We start from the raw sequence: 18,772 nt of genomic DNA, 5'->3' as shown, positions 1-18,772 counted from the left end.
AAACATGACAACCAAAAATGGCGCAAATATCATCACCATTCACAACTCAATCCTTGAATTTGTCAGGTGTCAGTTCCTTGACCGGTCCGTGATAGCGCAGGAATTTCCCTGTATCAAGTGTCCCTTTTAAATAGTTAACTGCGCATGCTGGGCAGAAATTATAACAGCGAAAACAAGATATGCATTTTTTTCCGAAAACCGGCAGTTCATTTTCAAGCAGGATGTTATGGACAGGGCAGGACTCCACGCAAAGCCCGCAGCGTGTGCAGCGGGATTTATCCGCCCACAGATGTCTGGGCAGGCCTTTGATACCGAACTTCCAGATCCAGCGCATGAGAGAGCCGAACAGACGGTAACCCGGATTTTTTCCCTGAATGTATTTTTCATCAGCCACGATCAGGTCTGCAAATCTGCTCAGAGCCCAGTTTGCCCTTTCTTTCATTTTTTCCAGCTTTTCTCCGGATTCAGGGGGAAAGAAGGAAAAAGGAGGAATCGGGACCTGGAAATTTGTGGGCATGTTTATCTGGATGGACTGGCGCAGTGTCAGACCTTTGTGGCGCAGTGTTTTTCTGAGAAAAGAATCTCCGTCTCCTGAAAAGGAATTCTGGGTGCAGAAGATGGAGATGTTTTTCCGTTTAGCGAATCTGGGCAGTTTTTTTACAAAGTCTTTCACAGGTGCTGGAGCATCTGAACAGTAAATTGGATATCCAAGAACGATCTGATCCGCTTCGCTCAATGTTCTGGACAGAAGCTGCTCGTCGCTGATGAGCGGGTTTTCCACAGACTGGACTGTGACTTCGCAGTCCCGGTCGTGCAGCCTGGTGGCGAGTTGCCCTGCCGCCCACCAGGTGTTTCCCGTGCCGCTGAAGTAGAAGATCGCGATTTTCATGTCAGCTCCTTATCAAGATAGTGTTCTTTATGTCTATCATACTCCAAGAAAAGATCTTTTCAAAATGTTGAGTTATTACCGGTCAGAGGTTTTGGCATTTAAGGTCTTCCGGTGGTTGCCGGAAGAGATAAAAACAGTTAAAATATGTTCATGCATAACATACCATCAACCCCTATCGGATTTTGTGGAAGAAAGAAGGAACTGGACGAACTTGTGACTGCGTTTTCCGATCACCGCGTGCTTGTGATTTCCGGGAACTCCGGCATCGGAAAATCCGCACTTGCCATGACTCTGGCCAATCAGCTCAACGCCATGGAGGCCTATCAGAACCTGGTGGCATTCATCATCTGCAGGCCGGGCTGGAACAGGGAAGACCTGATGGCAGAGATCGCAAAAAATGTTTTCCGCGTCACAGGCAACAAGGATCAGTATTCACCATCGATCGGATATTCAGCAGAGACTGTCACCCGTATGATCGAGGACAATCTTCTGATCCTCTTCATTGACGACCTCTATCAGATCGGGAAAGAGATTTTCGTGGAGCTGATCACTGCGGCCAGGAAAAACCTGAAAATGGGACGCCTGCTGATCTCTTCACGGACCGACTTCGCCGGACTGAACATGAAAACTCTCGAAGTGTACGATCAGGTTCTGGAAGGTCTTCAATACGAAGAATGCACCCAGATGGTGGAGAATCTGCTCAAACTCAACCTGTTCGAGAGATTTCCAGATGAGATCAACTGGAAGCTTTTTTCCAAGTTCAAGGGGAACCCGTTTTTTGTGAAGATGATCGTGGGACTGCACACTGCCTTTGGCCTCAAAATCGACGAATTTCTGGAGTCTTTCCCTACCGCTGAAGAGGAAAAGAATAATCATATATTGCGTACTGTAGTAAATACCATTTCCCAGATCGAAATATCCATTCTTAAATCACTCGCTGTTTTGCGGATTCCGATCAGGGCCGAAGAATTTTTCCGGAATGACGATGATGCTCACAAGTCAGCCCGGCGCAGGCTGATCAGCGGCTTCATGCTGGAATATGATCAGGAACACAAGATTTATCTGCACAGCGTAGTGCGCAATCACTTGCTGCAGAGCATGAAACAGGAAGATCTCAAAAACATGCACCTGGATTATGCCGAGCATTTCGCAAAGCATGAGAAAGCCAGGATTGCGGATCTGAAGGAAGCTTACTACCATTTCCAGAAAGGCGGAGACACGAAGAAAGCTGTGGACCTGATCCACAGGCTCAGTAAAGAGATGCTGACTCTAGGCCGGCAGACCGAGAATTTCTACTATCTGCTCGTCGACGCTATTGAAAATTGCAACGAATACAGGGAGCAGGACCTGATCAAATCCAGGATCGAGATGCTGATCCAATGGCGGCAGATCCAGGAAGCTGAGCAATTCCTCGAACAGATAAAAGGTAAGGTTGATTCAAAGATTTTAGCCGGCAAGATCGCCTATGCTGCAGGTAAATATACCGATGCTGTAAAGAATTTCGAATTTGTGCTGAAAGAAGATATTCCCAGGAAAGTGGCTGCCGATATTTTTGTAAGCCTGGCTGTCAGCTACAATTACCTGGACAACAAGGAGAAAGCCAAGGCCTGCTTTGAAAAAGCCCTGGAAAACTGCCAGAAAGTCAAGGCTCCGCTGGTGCGGGCGAGATGCCTTCTGAATTACGCGGTGTTCCTGTCCGAACGCGGCAAGCTCTATGAAGCTCTCAAGCACCTGAAAACCACAGAGGATTATTACAGAAAGTATAACCTGCCTGGCCTGCTAGCCACTACCATCTATAACAAGGCTGCTATTCTGTTCGAACTCTCAGAGCTCGAGGAAGCAGTGGAATGTCTGAAGGAATCCACTGAGATCAAGCGGCGGATCAAGGACCATCATGGCCTGGTCTACACTTATTCCATGCAGGGCGAGATCTATTTTCAGGCTCAGAAATACATGCAGGCTCTCACTGAAAAATACAATGCCCTGGAACTGGCAAAAAAATTCAACTGGACTCAGCTGGAAGCATACATCCTGCGCGATATCGGCGAGATCAACACCCGCATCAAGAAGCATTCGGATGCCGGATCCAATTTCAGAAAATCCCTGGAACTCTTCGAACAACTAGGCAACCCTGTGCAGACGGCAGGTGTGCTTCAAAGTTACGGTCAGTTTCTGCTCTTTGACCTGCAGATCGTGCCTGCTCTCAACTGTTTCGGCAAGGTGATGAAACTCACTGCCAACAGCAAGAATCCGGAAATCTGGGCCAAGGCATCCTTTTTCATGGCCAAGGCCATGGAATTGAAGAACAATCCGGCGAAGCAGAAGGATTATTACGCAGTTCAGCATCATTTTCTGGAGAAACTGCCTGACCCGGCGCAGAACAGGCTCAAGCGAGAATTCGACTGGTACGACAAGAACATCGAGCAGCGCTACCGTGAGGATACGAGCGGCTATTTCGCGATGGACAAGGCTAAACGGTATACTGACCATACCCGCATCGGAATCGGCAGGATGGGCATCACTTACAAGGTCACCAATGTCTACCGCAAGGAGCAGTTCGCGATCAAGATGCTTAGTGAAAAAAAACTGATCGATAAGAAGCTTGTGCAATCTTTTATTCTGGGATTCGGGAGTTCCATGCAGAAGCTCGAACACCCCAATATCGCGAAGATCCTGGAACTGGTCGGCGCTGAGACTCCGTTCGTCGTGATGGAATGGGTGGACGGAGAGAGCTTGCGGGTTGTTCTGGACAGAAAGAAGAAGATCAAGCCTGAATTCGTACGCCTGATCGGCATCCAGACTGCCGAAGCCCTTGGACATGCACATGAGAAGCATGTCATCCATCGTGACCTGCGGCCCGAGAATATACTCCTGCATCAGAACCGTACAGTGAAAGTCACAGATTTCGGTCTTGAGCGCGTGCTGGTGGAAGAGCTGAAACCAAAGGACGGCGATTCATACAACAATTTCCAGTATCAGCCGCCTGAGCAGCATAAAGGCGACAAGCTCACAGACTCGGCCGACCTCTATTCGCTCGGAGTCTGCATGTATGAATTTCTGACAGGCAAGCTGCCCTATGACGACGAAGCCCCTCAGGGAGTGCTGCACGAGATCCAGAATACTGTCCCGCTCCCCCCGTCAGAGCATGAGAAAAGCCTGCCCCAGGATTTCGACCGGATCATCATGAAATGCCTCTCCAAGAATCCTGGCGAGCGTTACCAGAGCGCAGCTGAACTGATCGCTGAACTGGAGAAAGTTTACTCTTGAGACTTTCGACAGCTGGTTCTCATACTGTACAACTTTTTGTCACATGATAAAGTCAAGCTGAAGATCATTTTTACCCTGACACCGAACTTTTCTTTCTTGATTTGAGGCGATTAAGTGGTATAATTGTATCATAATATGAAGCGATTATACGGATTAATCGCTTCATCCTGGAGTGAAAAATTAACATGAAGTACATCTGGCAATGCGAATTCTGGCCTGAATTGACCTGGGACAGCGATGCTCTGCTTAAGCTTTCCGGACAGGCAAGGCTTGCCCAGGGGACCTTTTTCGGCCGAGTCAGGCATCTTGGATTGAACCTCGGAGAAGATGCGCAGTCTGACCTTCTGGTTGAAGAGGCTATAAAAACCGCAGAGATTGAAGGAGAGCGCTTGAACCGGCAGATGGTGAGATCTTCTGTCGCGAGGCATCTCGGGCTTCCTGCCGGAGGCCTGGTCCAGTCAACCAGATCGATTGACGGACTGGTGGAAGTGATCTTGGACGCCACTCAGAAATCTGAGGAGCCTCTTACAGATCTGAGGCTGAAAGTCTGGCAGGCAGCGCTTTTTCCGGCAGGCCATTCCGGGCTGCATAAGATCCGGACAGGACAATGGCGTGGAAACGATCCGATGCGGATAGTGTCAGGGAAAGTTGGGCGGGAAAAAATCCATTTTGAAGCCCCTCCGGGTGAAGTGGTTGAAGCTGAAATGAGGAAATTTCTGCAGTGGTGGGAAGAAGGCCGCAATACCATGGACGGACTTCTGCGAGCTGGCCTGGCACATTTCTATTTTGTCGTCATCCACCCGTTTGAAGACGGGAACGGACGCATCGCCAGAGCCCTGACCGACATGGCTCTGGCCCAGGATGAAAAGAGCGCGTCCAGGTATTACAGCCTTTCATCGCAGATCATGGAAGAAAGGGAAGAATACTATGCTGCCATTGAGAAATGCTCGACCGGAAAAAGCCCGGATGTAACCAGCTGGCTTTCCTGGTTTCTGGGATGCTTCAAACGCTCAATCGAGAGATCCGACAGGATCATCGGAAATGTGCTGGCCAGGGCTGATTTCTGGCAGCTGCACGTTCAGGCAGAACTCAGCGTGCGCCAGAAAAAAGTGCTGAACCGCATGCTGGAAGCAGGGCCAGGCAATTTCGAGGGCGGCCTGACCACCCGAAAGTATACGGGCATTGCTAAAGTCAGCAGAGCCACGGCATTCAGGGAGATCTCAGACCTGCTCGAAAAGGGAATACTTAAACAACTGCCTGGCAGGGGCCGCAGCGTCAGCTATGACCTGGTCTGGCCGAGTGAAGGAAATAGATAAATCTTCATCGTGATGTAGCTTTCAATTTTATCATATCATAACAGTAGTTACATGAATCAGCAGGCCGGGGACTTATTCCTGCTCCGGTCGTTTCGTCCTGCTTGCCGAATCTTCGGTCAGCAGGACTTCACTTATCTGCAGGCTTAGACAGGATTCTGCCATTGACAAGGCTGAGTGCAGCGCCTTTGAACTCCTCCGCAGGAACAAGTCCCCGGCATACTCTCCCTTCCGTCATACCTGCGACTATAGTCCCCGAAGCTTCAGCTGCGCTGGAATGAGGGAAAAGGCACAAGTAAAAAAGTTACATGATTTTTACAAGATTATGAAAGGATGTTTACAGGATCTGTTTATAATGGAATCAGGAAAATACGATGAAGGAGGTAAAAATGAACAGACCCCATGCTTTGGCAATAGTCTGCGTTGGAATTCTATGCTTCCTGCCTGCACTGGCCTCAGGTGAGGACAAACTCCTGACCCTGGAGTTTAATAAAATCAGCCTGATGGATGTTTTCAAGAATGTAGCGCGACTAGCAGGAATGAGCGCCGGGTGCATGGATATTCTGGACAGCAGGGAGATCACGTTTCAGGTGAAAGAAACCAGGCCGTGTGATCTGCCGAAAATTTTCTCTCAGCAGGTGGATGCCAAACTGATCGATTTGAATGGCGCTTTTGTCATGGTGAGCAAAGATGTGCCGGATTCCGGAGTACAGCATCCGGCTGGGGAAAATTGCATAATTACGCTTACTTTCAATGACTGCGACCTGGACACTGCATTGAAGATCTTCACTCATCTGACCGGGATCAAAGTGACCTGTGCTGCGGGTCTGACTGACCGCAGGATCAAATTCGTTGCCACGCGGTGGGAGGCTGCTCCTGCAATTGAGGCAATCGCCCGCTGCTTCGGGCTGAAAGCCTCCCCCTGCATAGACGGATATCGTCTGGAACAGCCTAAGCCTGAATCTGGTGGATAGCCTGATTCAGACTGATGATTTCAGCCCCAGCACTTCGAAAATCCTTTTCTTCTGCCATTTCTTGTCTGTGAAGGATTTGGGTACATAGACCGGTTCCAGGGTGAATGGATTGAGTTCAGTGTAATACATGCAGGTGGAAACAGACATCGGGGTTGGGGTGAAGACCTGGATGCTTTCCACATTCCAGAGTTTTTTCAGTTCGCGGATCAGGAGTTCCACATCTTTTGGTTCTGAGCCCGGATGCGCTGTGATGAAATAATAGCGCAGAGCCTGTTTCAGCGGCTGATTGAGGCGCGCGAAGATCTTCAGGAATTCCGGGAATCTGCTGTTGTCCTTATTCATCAGCTTGAGCACGCGCGTAGAAAAATGCTCTGGTGCGATCTTCAGGCAGCCGGAGATGTGATTTTTAGACAGTACTTCTATGTACTCGGGCGACTCCAGGGCCAGGTCATAGCGGATACCGCTTCTGACAAAGACTTTTTTGATACCCTGGATCTTGCGGGATTCATTGAGCAGATGGATCAGCTTTTTATGATCACGATTCAGGTTTTTACAGGCCAGGCAATGGCTTTTACATTTAATATGTTTAACGCAATCCATTCCATACATGTTGGCTGACGGACCGCCCAGATCATCGATGTATCCCTTGAAATCAGGATGTGCAGCAATTTTCTCAATTTCACTCAAAATCGATTTCTCGCTCCTGGAAATGATTCTGTCTCCAAAATGCAGGGCTATCGAGCAGAAATTGCAGCGGCCGAAACAGCCGCGATGAGAGATCACGGAAAACTGCACAGCTTGGAAATCATGCGCTTCTTTAGGAATTTTCCTGGAATAGGGGAGATCGAAAATCTGGTCCAGCTCAGCTGTTGTCTGGTCGTGCATTTTATTCTGAAGAATGAAGCGGTTCTGCACAGGCTGGGCCAGTTTGGCATTTGTGAATAAAAGCTGCATCCTGCAGAAAGCTTCCTTGTCTGCCACAGCCTCTTCATGCGAGGGCAGCAGTGTGAAACCTTGCGGAACATTATTTGAGACAATGCAGGTGGATTCGATACCTGGCAGGTCGGCACCGCGTTTCAGCCTTTCCGCGATTTCCAAGATGGCATACTCGCCTGCCCCGTAAACCAGGATGTCGGCCCTGGAATCCAGCAGAATGCTGCGTCTGGCTTTATTGTCCAGGTAATCGTAATGCGTAAATCTGCGCAGGGAAGCTTCCACTCCGCCGATTACTATTGGCACGCCTTTGTAGAGTTCGCGGATCTTGTTGGCATAGACGATCACTGCCCTGTCAGGCACGTTGGAATTGTAAGGGTGGTGAGGGTCTTCAGCCCGCAGCTTTTTAAGCGGAGTATAGTTCTGCAGTAAACTATCCATGGAACCGCTGGTGATCCCGAAAAAAAGTCCCGGTTTTCCGTGCTTTTGAAAATCGCGGTCTGATTTCCAGTCAGGTTTGGAGATGATATCGACAGAAAAGCCACGGCCTTCCAGCACTCGTTTGAGAATTCCAGTGGCATTCAGGGGATGGTCGATGTGATAATCCCCTGTGATAAGTATGATGTCTGGCATCGACTATTTAATACCGATCAGGGCTTTGTATTTCCTGTAATCCTTGACTGCCATTTCCTTCATACCCAGCCTGAGATAAGCCAGTGCTCGATTCTTGTAAGCAGAAGTGTAGCCTGGATTGAGATGGATGGCCATGCTGTAATCCTCGGCTGCTTTCTCGTATTGCTGGCTGCAGAAATAGGCCACCCCGCGGTTATTCCAGAGTTCCGGGTATTTCGAGTCAAGGCCGATGGCTACAGTATAGTCCTTGATCGCCAGATCGTACTTTTTCAGTTCATCGTAAATCATGCCTCTGTTGTAATAAGCTTCGATCAATTTCGGATCAAGCTGAATGGCTTTGCTGAAATCCTGGCAGGCCTTTTCATACTCGCAGCGTTTGAACTGCACGCTGCCGCGGGCGAACCAGGCTTTGGTAAGTCCAGGGTCGATTTCGATGGCCCGGTCCAGGTTTGCCATTGCCTTGTCCAGTTTGTTTTTTTCCTGATAAGCCATGGCAGTATCATAGTAGGACAGGGCATCCATCTGTTTGAATTTTTCCACTGCCGAGAGGTTAAAAGCAGTGACAACAAATAAAAAGATGACCAGCGGAAGATAAGCTTTGAAGTCCATTTGCAGCTCCGAATATGATTTGTGATCAGTGTATCAGAAGTACACCATGATTCCAAAACTTGCTTTTTAATTTTCTCAGGTGTTAAATATGGAATGATTCTTGAACATTGTGTTGAAGGAAGGTGGGATTGCGGAATTTAGGAAACAAACAAGAATTCGGTACATAAAATTCCAGGAGGAAAAACATGAAACTTTTCGCAATGATGCTGATGCTGTTCGTAATTTCCCTGCCGCTTCTGGCCACAGAAGAAACCGCAGCCCCTGCTACCCCGACTGCCACTGCTGAAGCTGTTACTCCGGCTGTCCCGGCCCCGGCCACACCTGCTGCTCCTGCAACCCCGGCCGTAGAAACTCCTGCTGCCCCCGTGACTCCTGCGGCGACACCGGTTGCCCAGCCCGCCGAAACCCCAGCGGCTCCAACCCTGCAGATCCCTGCAATTCCAGTGGCTCCAGTAGCCCCGGCTTCAGACAAGCTGTGCAAAGTCAATGTTAACACAGCCACTGAAGAGCAACTGGCCAAAATTCTTTCCAAAACAGCTGCCAAGAAGATTGTGGCTTACAGGGTAAAGAAGGGAAATTTCGCCAAACTCGAAGACCTGAAGCCTCTGGTTGGAGTGAGAAAATACGACTCTCTGGTGAATTATCTCGCCATTGATGACAATGATAAAGAGATCAGAATTAAAGCCAGCAGACTTACCAAGTTTGACCTTTCCACCCTCGGCGTTGCCGATGCGGACGCTGTTAAAGTCGTGAAAGAAATCAAGAAGACCCAGAAAGATAAGAAGGAGTTCAGCATTGAGATGCTCGAAAAGGATTTTCCGGCAGTGGCCGAGAAAATCAAGGGATATCTCGTCCCTTAACTTGAACTTTAAACCTTTTTGAAGGGGCTGTCTTTTTAGACAACCCCTTTTTTGTTGATTCTGTTTGTGCTTCAGTTATCCAGAAAATTGGCGTTCACATCTCCGTATTGGGCTGATACGAATTTCTGCTCTCCACGACAGTATGTGAGAATGTTCTGATCAGAATTCGGATAATTGGAATCATAAACATGGATCAAGGTATCACCATTTTCGATCTGTTCTGTTTTGTATGCCAGAATCACATGCATCCATTTGATCGATTTACGGATCTGGATCAGAGTAAGCCGTTGACTGTTGACGCTGGATTCAATTTTTCCAAATTCGCGTTCCGGATTACCATTGAAAAGCATCGGCAGGTTGAGGGGATTGAAGAGCAGTCTGGACTGCCAGTAAGCGACTGACTTTTTAAGTTCACCTTCATTGGACAGGGAAAGAGCGTGCAAAGAGGCTGCCGGAACGTTTTTATCATATCCGTCTGTTACATCGTCGATGATGCTCTGGAGATCCTGTTCTCGCGGGATCCTGCGGCCGCTGAAAGTGGCGTGTTCGAAGAACATTTTCGTGACATAGGCCATTCCCCAGCAATGTGCGTAGCCCATTGATTCGAGGATAGCGCTTTTCTGTGGATCTGAGATGGAATTTCCGGCTCCTGGAAGGTTGAATTTATCCGGGCAGTTTGTTTTGAAATAGGTTGCGGGAAAATTCTTGAACATGTTCTTAAGTTCGGATTCAAAGTATCTGACATCAGTCGGGCCTGTTTTCGCAATTTTTTCCGCTATGCTCCAGATTTTCATCTCTGAAAGAGTGAAATTGGGAAAAGAAGGCGTATCCCTTAAAATATTGAATCCAGGGACTTCACCAGCCTGAAGACAGACCATTAAAACAAGAATCAGCGCGCACAGCAGTCTCGACATTTACTCCTCCTGATAATTGAAACTCAATAGAGATTGATTCTTCTTACCGGTTTCTATAGGCCAATTATATTTGGATTCGCCTGCAATGCAAGAGACAATTTGCGGCATTTCTGGAATCCTGTGTTATCATGAAATATATCCAGAATCATGAGGTGCAGAATGATCAATATTACCTTTCTCGGTGGTGCGGGCACTGTAACCGGATCGTGCTATCTGGTCGAGGCTGAGGGACTGAAATTGCTGGTGGACTGCGGAATGTTCCAGGGAAAAAAAGAACTTTTCTACCGCAACATGGAACCGCTGGGGGTCGAACTTTCTTCAGTGGATGGTCTGATCTTAACCCATACGCACATCGACCACTGCGGAAGGATCCCCCTGATCGTGAAAAGCGGTTTCCAGGGAAAAATCTATTGCCACCAGGCTACAGCTCAGCTGGCAGAGATCACTCTCCGGGATTCCGGGCAGATCCAGGAACAGGAAGCAGCCTGGAGGACCAAGAAGAACGAACGGAAAGGTCTGGGTCCTGTCGAACCACTTTACACCCTGGAAGATGCTGATAAAGCGCTTTCATATTTTGTACCTGTAAAGTATCATCAGGAAACTTTCCTGAACAAAGTTTTCAGCTTTCAGCTTCTGGATGCAGGGCATATTCTTGGTTCTGCAATGATCTGCCTGACAGTCAAACATGCCGGCAAAACAACTTCAATCCTGTTTTCAGGCGATCTGGGCCGGAAAAACCAGCCGATCATCCGCGACCCTGAAATCGTTCCTCAAGCGGATTATGTTTTCTGCGAAGCTACATACGGGAACAGGGTGCATGAAAGTATAGACGATACCGAGAAAAAGCTGCTGGAGATATTCAGAGATGTGAATCTCCAGAAAGGCAACCTGATCATCCCGGCCTTTGCCATCGGCAGGACACAGGAACTGCTTTACTGTTTCCGCGACCTGATCGAGAGGCATGAAATCGGGGATCTGAATTTCTTCATCGACTCGCCGATGGCTAAAAAAGTGACAGAGGTATACCGCCGTGCGCTTTCCGAATGTTATGATGAAGAATATCTGAGAAGGTTGAAATTCGAAGATCCGCTGGACTTTCCAGGGTTGCACCTGGTGGACTCAGTTGAAGAGTCAAAAAAACTCAATGAAATCCAGGCCGGGAATGTGGTGATGTCCGCAAGCGGCATGTGCGAAGCAGGCAGGGTGCTGCATCATCTCAAACACAATCTCTGGCGGAAGAATGCCCATATCCTGTTAACAGGATATCAAGCAGAAGGAACCCTGGGACGCAGCCTTCAGGGCGGCGCAAAAACAGTCAAAATCATGCGTGAAGAAGTGGTTGTAAACGCGCAGGTACATTTTCTTCCTACTCTGTCCGCCCATGCAGATCAGATTGAGATAATTCAGTGGCTATCTAATTTCAGGAATCAACCCCAGCTGATTCTGGTTCACGGTGAACAGGACGGCCTGGCCGGTCTTTCAGAGGCTGTGAAAAACAAGTTCGGGTGGAATTGCCTGATTCCTGCTCACAGGGAAATCATGAGGCTTCTGTAGGTTATTTCAATTTGACAGGTATGTCATACAACAGGCAGTTTTTGACCGCGTCGCTCTCGTTTCCATAAATGCCGATGAAATCTTCGATTTGAGTGATGTGCAGTATTCTCTTTACGAAGTTGGTTGGGTTGCAGATGATCAGCTCTCCGCCGTTCTCGACTATTTTCTTGGAAAATCCAATAATCAATCCTAGAATTGAGCTGTTCAGGTAACTGAGATTTTCCAGATTCAGGACCAGCTTTTTCAGGCCCTGTTCAGCGAAATGATCAAAACTCTGGCGGAGTGTTTTTTCATCGCCAGGGGTGATCTCATCCGCGATCAGCTTGATCACAGTAACTTCGTTCAGAATTTTGGTTTCAATGTTCATTAGAAGCGCCTGTTGTAAAACTCTTATTTCATTTTATACTGAAATTTGTGTTTTGCAAGTATCCCTATGGTATATTAAATTAAGTTTTTTCTGACCGGTAAAAGCCGGAAAGTGCGGGAGGAAGCAGATGAAAACAGTGCTGGCTGCGATCATTGAAAAAGATGGAAAATATCTGATAGCGCGAAGAGCTCCCGGAGAAAACATGTCAGGCAAGTGGGAATTCCCTGGAGGCAAACTTGAGACAGGGGAGAGCCATCAGGAATGTCTTGCAAGAGAATTATTCGAGGAATTCGGGATCAGGTCGGTGATCGGGGATTTCTTCGGCGAAAGCGTTTACAGATATGGATACGGCGACATCAGGCTGCTTGCTTACAGAGTAATTTCGTTCATCGGTGAATTTGTACCGGTCGTCCATAATGATCTGCGCTGGGTGCTTCCACAGGAAATGAAAGACTATGACTTCACTCCTGCGGATCTGCCTTTTGTGAATCTGATCAGGGCACTAAATACGGACTGAGTTTTTCCAGCACTGACGGGAATTTTCTTCCCAGTTCTGAATTGCTGATGTCTCTCCTTGCTTTCCTGAAATGAGAGACCACTCTTTTGGCTTCATCAGGATTTACACCCAGGAAAATCATCTCTTCAATGGTGAGAGACACGACTTTTATTTTGATTTCCAGGTCCAGGTCGCTGAGCGTGATTAACTTGCGGAATTTGAGAAAATTGTCTTTATTGATTCTTTTCACGCTGAGCAGGTCATCCAGGGTGAGAAAGTTACCGTTACCGGTGCGGTAATCGATGATCGCCGCGGCTAGAACAGGATCAACACCCGGCAGTCGGCAGAGATCAGTGAGTTGAGCGGTATTGATGTTGACTTTGACTGTTCTATTGGTCAAAGCCTCGACTGTAGATGCGCATGTAACTTCTGCAGTGGAAGGAACCGGCTGGATTTCAGAACTGCTCAGAATTGTGGCGGAAACAGTCTGTTCCGGAGCGCTCACTGAAGAGGTATCGGTAATTAAAGCACTAGAGACAGTACTGGATAAGATGGATTCTACAGTGACAGGCTGAGACTCGGATTCGATGATTGTAATCGGTGCCTCAGCAGTGTCCTCCTGATTAGAAGGACCGGTTGCGGAAAGGTTATCGCTGATAAAAATAATCGCCATCACTGCAAGGAATTTTCTTATATTCATGCCTGCCTCCAGTGGTTAAATGATTTTAATTATATCAATACACCTTTTGAGTGAGTTTTTCAATCCGAAAAATTATTCTTGCATCAGTGGAAAAATCGGGTAGTATTAAATTTGTGAGTAAACATGATCGAAGGAGAAATTGCCATGGAAAGGGCAGAAAAAGTCACGGAACCTGTTATAATCAACAATTACCTGCTTGATAAAAACAGTCAGCAGTGGTTTAAGGCTGAAACCATTCCTCATCCAGATTCAAACTGGATTGCAAGCCTCAGTACCGAACTTCTTGAAACCTATCTTAAATAAAAAAAATGACGGTATAAACCGCCATTTTAAAACTTCCAGTATCTATCTCGTCGAGTATTTATCTCGTCGGATAGCGGTATACATTGATACCGACTTTTTCGGCTCTGCCCGGAACAGTGACATTCCCTTCAGAGCTGGCGACTATTATGGTTTTGCCTGAAGAGGAAGCACCGAAATCTTTAGACAGGTCAATGGTGATGGTCAGGGTCTCGCCATCCACTTTCATCTCAACATTTTTCATTTTTCCTCCGTTTGAAGAATTTATTCCTTACCATTCATATTAACTATAATTACTTTTTGAATCAAACTGAATCAGATTCTTTTTTGATCAGCTGGGAAAAAAGGAAGTTTTGCACTTCTGATACCGGTACACCTGAATCGGAAAACTCATTTTAATCCCCGGCAGTTTTGTGATAGAATCAGATATCGAACAATGGGGAAGACTTGAAGAGCCTGATTTCAGTATTTTTAATCAACATCTTACTCTGTGGCTGCGGCCAGCCCGGCCCGAAGAATGTCGGAACCGCTACTTCTTCCAATGTTGCAAACCAGCGCGTGGACAACGGGCAGGTTTATGGGGATATGTTGGTGGAAACCATGGGTGTGAACCCGCCATTGCTGAATCCACTGGCCTATAACGAAGGTTATTCCATCGGAATCCTGAGCAAGATTTTCAATGGACTGGTCAGAGAAAATGAAAATTTTGAACTGCTGCCTGATCTAGCCGAACGCTGGGAGTTCTCCCCTGACGGACAGACCATCCTGTTTTACCTGCGCAAGAATGTTTTGTGGCACGACAACTCGGAATTCACAGCAGACGATGTTTTATTCACTTATCAGATGATCATGAAAGACAGTTCCGAATCTTTTTTCAAACCGTATTTTGAGCCGGTGCAGTCTGTTGAAATCCTGGATAAGTATAGAGTGAAAGTGACTTACAGGGAACCGTTTGCCTATGCTCTTTCTGCCTGGAGATGCTTCATAGTCCCCAGAAAGATCTTCCAGGAGGACGGAATCTCTGACATGAAAAAAGAACCTCCTTTAGTGGGTACCGGACCTTTTAAGTTTGTCAAATGGGATCAGCATGAGCAGATCGTTCTGGAAAGCAACAGAAAATATTTCAACGGACGTCCCTGTCTCGATGGTTATACATACCGGATTATCCCAGATGCTTCGATGTCTTTTCTCTCCCTTTTAAAAGGCGAAGTGGATCTTTTGCGGTTAAATCCGGATCAACTGGTAAAGCAGGGGGACACTCCTGCGTTCAAAGAAAATTTCAATGTCTACAAATCCCTGAATCGGATGTTCCTTTTCGTGGAATACAACCTGCTTAACCCGCTCTTTGCAGACAGGAACGTCAGACGAGCCTTGACCATGGCCGTCAACCGTCAGGGAATTATCAGCGATGTTCTTCAGGGTTACGGTAAAGAGTGCAACGGATCTTTCCTGATCACCTCAGATGATTATGACAAAAGCATGGAGGTGATGGCATTTTCTCAGGATGAAGCCAGGAAACTTCTGAAAGCGGCCGGATGGGTCGATACCGACAAGGACGGAGTGCTGGAAAACGGAGGGAAGAAATTTGAATTCGATCTGGTGGCGACCCACGGCAATGCGATCAGGCAGCTGGTGGCTAAAGTGCTGAAGGATGCCTGGGAAGCGGTCGGAGTCAAGGTGAATCTTCAGTTCGATGAATGGAGTGTACTGCTGGACAAAGGACTTTCAAAAAAATTCGATGCAATAATCCTTGGCTGGGACCTTTCGATCGACCCTGATCCCTTTATGTTGTGGCATTCTTCACAGATACCGGATACCGGGAAGAAAAAAGTGGGCTACAACTTTTTTTCATATAATAACCCTGAGACAGATAAACTGCTTGAACTTGCCCGCCGGACCATTGATCCTTCAGAGCGGGCGGAAATTTACCACAAATTCCAGAGACTGCTGTATGCTGATCAGCCTGTGACATTCCTGTTTTTCACTGAAGACATTACTGTTGTCAACAAGCGCATCCACGGGATCCATGAAAACGGATCAGAGATTTTTTACAATCTGACTAAGTGGTATGTGCCTGAATCACAGAGAAGATATTAAGGCTGTTGAAAAAAGTCCATCTGCGTTGTTCCACTCATCCTGCGCAGCTCAACATACGATTAAGTATGTCTCGCTTTGCGCGGATTCGTGGGCCTAGCATCTGGACATTTTTGAACAGCCTTATTTGATTTGTCTAAGTGGCTTTTAAAATCCGCTTGGCTGCCAGTACTCCAGTTGCTGCCGCACCTACTATGTTTCCGGCTACACCCGCCCCATCTCCGGCTATGTATAGTCCTTCCAGCTTTGTCTTCAGGCAGTCGTTCCTGATTTCAGTGCTGAAAAATTTGATTTCAGGGGCATAGAGCAGGGTGAAATTCGAGTCAATGCCAGGAATCACCCGATTCAGTTTTTCCAGCCCTTCGATCAGGTTGGTGACAATGCGCTTAGGGAGTGCCATGCTGATATCCCCTGGCGTGACATCAGTGAAGGTGGGCCGCATATGGCAGTTGTCGATGCGCTGGAGGGTGCTGCGGCGCCCTTTTTTGAGATCAACGAAGCGCTGTAAAATAGGTTTGCCTCCCCCGATGACAGTGGCAAGTTTTCCAATCGAACTGCCGTATTTATAAGTATCATTGATCGGTTCAGTGAGAGTGACTTTGCTGAGAAAGGCAAAATTTGTGTTGGCCGATTTATTGTTTCTTTCAGCATGTCCGTTCACACAGACGAAGTCCTGGTAATCTTCCTTGGTGACAAAGCCTCCCCGGTTGGTGCAGAAAGTGCGGAGAAGATCATCATAGGTATCAGAAAAGATGAAAAATGCAGGATCATAAATAATGCTTGTGATCTCATCCATGATCTCATTAGGGACTTCCACCCTGACCCCGATTTCAACGCCTCTGTAAGTCACTCCGAGACCGAGTCTGGTGCATTCACAATAGAGCCAGCGCGAACCGACCCTGCCGGGAGCAGCGATCACAGAATCTGCCGAGATTTCTCTTTTGTTTGTTTTAACTCCAGTGATGCCGCTTTTCCCGACTTTGAAATTGACCACTTCTTCGGAAAGGGCGAATTCGATGCCATTTTCTACTAAAAAGTCCATCATTCCCTGGATATGAAGAGGCAGCATGTCTGAACCGAGATGCTTCTGCTTGATCAGCAGCAGCTCAATCCCTTCCTTCATTGCTGAATCCCGGATTTTTTTGGCTTTTGCCATGTCAATTGGATAGACCTTGCCGTCCATGTTGAAGCGGTTGAAGATCTCCTCTGTCTCGTCGATCAGCTGCTGGGCAGCTTCAGGGTCCAGAAACTGGTAGAGGTCGGTTTTCCCATGTTTGGGGATGAAGTTGAGTTTACCGTCTGAAAAGAGGCCGGCCCCTCCGATTCCGGACATGATATTGCAGGGGTTGCACTTCTGGCAGACCTGCTTGCGCTTCAGCGGGCAGTCCCTTTCTTTAGGGCTCTGGCCCATATCAATCAGCAGCACTTTTTTCCCGATCAGCGTATAAGCTGCAAAAAGTCCGGCCGGGCCACCGCCGATGATGATCACATCGTATTTTTTCACTGTCATCTCCTGAAACGGCTGAAATCGTCAATCAAGATTAATATCTGGAGCTTAAAGAGTCAAATGAACTGATTAGAAAAAGGGGAGAGCAGGAGCTCTCCCCTGGGAGGGACAACGAAAAGAACATTATTGAACAGCCTTGCCAGTTTTCATGGATTTATACAGAAGCTTCAGCAGGCTGTCGCTGTTTTTCAGCACGCCGGCATAATCGCCCTGGGAAAAGGATTGCCCGACAGAGTAGCCTGACTGGAAAGCCTGATAAGGCTTGAAAACCTTGGCCAGTGCATAATCAATGGTTTTTCCGGCCTGGATCCCATAGTCTGCCAGGTCCTGGTCAGTACCCAGCAGCTGATGCGCAGTGGCAATTATAGCTGCTGCAACCTTGCCGTCATTCTGGTCCAGTTTTTCCAGGAATGTATCTGCAGTCTTTTCAAGAGCATCAACAATCTGAGCGGCAGGGATCGGATCCTGGGGTGTCCAGTAAGTACCATTAACGCCTGTACTCATGCCGTCAGGATTATCACCATTCCACCAGGGCTGGGAGAGATCTTCAGTTGTGGGTGGGACTGTCGGGTCAACAGGCGGGACTTCCGGGTCAACGGGCGGAACTTCCGGGTCAACGGGCGGAACTTCCGGGTCAACGGGGGGAACTTCCGGGTCAACGGGCGGGACTTCCGGGTCAACGGGCGGTTCTTCCGGGTCAACGGGTTCTTCTGGAGTCACTTCGTCATTATCGTCATCATTTCTGATGGCGAGCAGCTTTCCGGCATTGACCTGCATGATCCTGAAAAGTTTTAAAATCGACGGATTGCTGCCTGCCTGGCAGGCTGCTGCAGCGATACCGAAGTTTCTGGTCATCTCTTGATTCCATTTCCATGATTTTACCGCAGATCTGATGCAGGTCAGAACTTCCTTCTCAGACCAGCCCAGAATGATGCCTCTTTCCACGCCGGCCATCAGCACGCTGCACTGGGTTTCATAATTGCGGTATTTATCAAGACTCTGGATACTTCCGGTTCCATGATATCTGGACATTGTGAAGCAGACCAGAGAGTATCTCATTTCTGCCACAGGCACTCGAAAACTGAGGCTGGCTTGATTCATTGACTCTTTCACCAGATCTGCTGCCCCTGTCTTTGCTGCCATCAGAGCCTGGCCCGCTCCAGTAAATCCGCAGAAGGTAGATTCGCTGAAAGAGGCAGTCAATACCTGGCCGCAGGATTCAGCCTTCACGAATACTCCGTTCACGCCATAATAACTTCTGTCTTCGGCAACTGCTGCATGTGCCATCAGCACGATCATCACGGATACAGCAAAATACTTCATACGCCCCCCTCGGGTTTTAAACCCTTCATACTTGATACT

17 protein-coding genes are annotated in these 18,772 nt (G+C 47.8%); 8 read left to right on the top strand and 9 right to left on the bottom strand.

Annotation, left to right across the window (positions count from 1 at the left end; genetic code table 11):
• Nucleotides 1-46: 46 nt before the first annotated feature.
• Nucleotides 47-889 carry an EFR1 family ferrodoxin gene (locus PHW04_05565; protein ID MDD2715345.1) on the bottom strand — a complete coding sequence of 281 codons (843 nt, stop codon included), beginning with the start codon at nt 887-889 and terminating at the stop codon, nt 47-49.
• Nucleotides 890-1,039: 150 nt separating this feature from the next.
• On the opposite strand from PHW04_05565, the gene PHW04_05560 reads away from it, so the two are divergent.
• The 3 genes from PHW04_05560 to PHW04_05550 all read left to right on the top strand — a co-directional run bounded on the left by PHW04_05560 (nt 1,040) and on the right by PHW04_05550 (nt 6,443).
• Nucleotides 1,040-4,156, top strand: coding sequence for a protein kinase (locus PHW04_05560; protein MDD2715344.1), 3,117 nt, complete (start codon nt 1,040-1,042; stop codon nt 4,154-4,156).
• Between the two features lie 185 nt (nt 4,157-4,341).
• Nucleotides 4,342-5,472 (top strand): Fic family protein, encoded by a 1,131-nt coding sequence (locus tag PHW04_05555; protein MDD2715343.1) that lies wholly within the window; start codon nt 4,342-4,344, stop codon nt 5,470-5,472.
• A 386-nt stretch (nt 5,473-5,858) separates the two neighbouring features.
• The gene (locus PHW04_05550) at nt 5,859-6,443 is read left to right on the top strand and encodes a hypothetical protein (protein ID MDD2715342.1); all 585 of its coding nucleotides are present in this window, start codon (nt 5,859-5,861) and stop codon (nt 6,441-6,443) included.
• A 6-nt stretch (nt 6,444-6,449) separates the two neighbouring features.
• Here PHW04_05550 and PHW04_05545 read toward each other — a convergent pair whose 3' ends face one another.
• Both PHW04_05545 and PHW04_05540 read right to left on the bottom strand, forming a co-directional pair.
• The gene (locus tag PHW04_05545; protein ID MDD2715341.1) at nt 6,450-8,009 is read right to left on the bottom strand and encodes a YgiQ family radical SAM protein; all 1,560 of its coding nucleotides are present in this window, start codon (nt 8,007-8,009) and stop codon (nt 6,450-6,452) included.
• A 3-nt stretch (nt 8,010-8,012) separates the two neighbouring features.
• Nucleotides 8,013-8,618 (bottom strand): tetratricopeptide repeat protein, encoded by a 606-nt coding sequence (locus tag PHW04_05540; GenBank protein ID MDD2715340.1) that lies wholly within the window; start codon nt 8,616-8,618, stop codon nt 8,013-8,015.
• A 185-nt stretch (nt 8,619-8,803) separates the two neighbouring features.
• On the opposite strand from PHW04_05540, the gene PHW04_05535 reads away from it, so the two are divergent.
• Entirely contained in the window at nt 8,804-9,478 is a 675-nt protein-coding gene (locus tag PHW04_05535) for a helix-hairpin-helix domain-containing protein (protein MDD2715339.1), read from the top strand.
• Nucleotides 9,479-9,549: 71 nt separating this feature from the next.
• On the opposite strand, the gene PHW04_05530 is transcribed toward PHW04_05535, so the two are convergent.
• Nucleotides 9,550-10,392: a hypothetical protein gene (locus PHW04_05530; protein ID MDD2715338.1), complete on the bottom strand. Its 843-nt coding sequence runs from the start codon at nt 10,390-10,392 to the stop codon at nt 9,550-9,552.
• A 159-nt stretch (nt 10,393-10,551) separates the two neighbouring features.
• On the opposite strand from PHW04_05530, the gene PHW04_05525 reads away from it, so the two are divergent.
• Nucleotides 10,552-11,946, top strand: a complete 1,395-nt coding sequence (locus PHW04_05525; protein MDD2715337.1) for an MBL fold metallo-hydrolase — start codon at nt 10,552-10,554, stop codon at nt 11,944-11,946.
• A gap of 1 nt (nt 11,947) precedes the next feature.
• Here the strand turns inward: PHW04_05525 and PHW04_05520 are convergent, their stop codons facing one another.
• Nucleotides 11,948-12,313, bottom strand: coding sequence for an STAS domain-containing protein (locus tag PHW04_05520; protein ID MDD2715336.1), 366 nt, complete (start codon nt 12,311-12,313; stop codon nt 11,948-11,950).
• A gap of 127 nt (nt 12,314-12,440) precedes the next feature.
• Between PHW04_05520 and PHW04_05515 the strand changes: the two genes are divergently transcribed.
• Entirely contained in the window at nt 12,441-12,830 is a 390-nt protein-coding gene (locus tag PHW04_05515; GenBank protein ID MDD2715335.1) for a (deoxy)nucleoside triphosphate pyrophosphohydrolase, read from the top strand.
• Here the strand turns inward: PHW04_05515 and PHW04_05510 are convergent.
• Complete coding sequence (locus PHW04_05510; protein ID MDD2715334.1) at nt 12,808-13,509, bottom strand: helix-hairpin-helix domain-containing protein; 702 nt, start codon at nt 13,507-13,509, stop codon at nt 12,808-12,810. The two genes, PHW04_05515 and PHW04_05510, sit on opposite strands and share 23 nt — an antisense overlap.
• Nucleotides 13,510-13,632: 123 nt before the next feature.
• Here PHW04_05510 and PHW04_05505 point away from each other — a divergent pair, with 123 nt between their 5' ends.
• Entirely contained in the window at nt 13,633-13,812 is a 180-nt protein-coding gene (locus PHW04_05505) for a hypothetical protein (GenBank protein MDD2715333.1), read from the top strand.
• 58 nt (nt 13,813-13,870) lie between these two features.
• Here the strand turns inward: PHW04_05505 and PHW04_05500 are convergent, their stop codons facing one another.
• Nucleotides 13,871-14,053 (bottom strand): hypothetical protein, encoded by a 183-nt coding sequence (locus PHW04_05500; protein ID MDD2715332.1) that lies wholly within the window; start codon nt 14,051-14,053, stop codon nt 13,871-13,873.
• Between the two features lie 203 nt (nt 14,054-14,256).
• Here PHW04_05500 and PHW04_05495 point away from each other — a divergent pair, with 203 nt between their 5' ends.
• A complete protein-coding gene (locus PHW04_05495; GenBank protein ID MDD2715331.1) occupies nt 14,257-15,906 on the top strand; it encodes a peptide-binding protein in 1,650 nt (549 codons plus the stop codon).
• A 133-nt stretch (nt 15,907-16,039) separates the two neighbouring features.
• Here the strand turns inward: PHW04_05495 and PHW04_05490 are convergent, their stop codons facing one another.
• Both PHW04_05490 and PHW04_05485 read right to left on the bottom strand, forming a co-directional pair.
• Complete coding sequence (locus PHW04_05490) at nt 16,040-17,413, bottom strand: NAD(P)/FAD-dependent oxidoreductase (protein ID MDD2715330.1); 1,374 nt, start codon at nt 17,411-17,413, stop codon at nt 16,040-16,042.
• Nucleotides 17,414-17,533: 120 nt separating this feature from the next.
• Complete coding sequence (locus PHW04_05485) at nt 17,534-18,733, bottom strand: hypothetical protein (protein ID MDD2715329.1); 1,200 nt, start codon at nt 18,731-18,733, stop codon at nt 17,534-17,536.
• Nucleotides 18,734-18,772 lie beyond the last annotated feature (39 nt).

The organism is Candidatus Wallbacteria bacterium (assembly GCA_028687545.1).
In the GTDB taxonomy this organism is placed as follows: domain Bacteria; phylum Muiribacteriota; class JAQTZZ01; order JAQTZZ01; family JAQTZZ01; genus JAQTZZ01.
The sequence above is the reverse complement of the archived record's forward strand: the minus strand, read 5'-3'. Positions and strand labels throughout refer to the sequence as shown.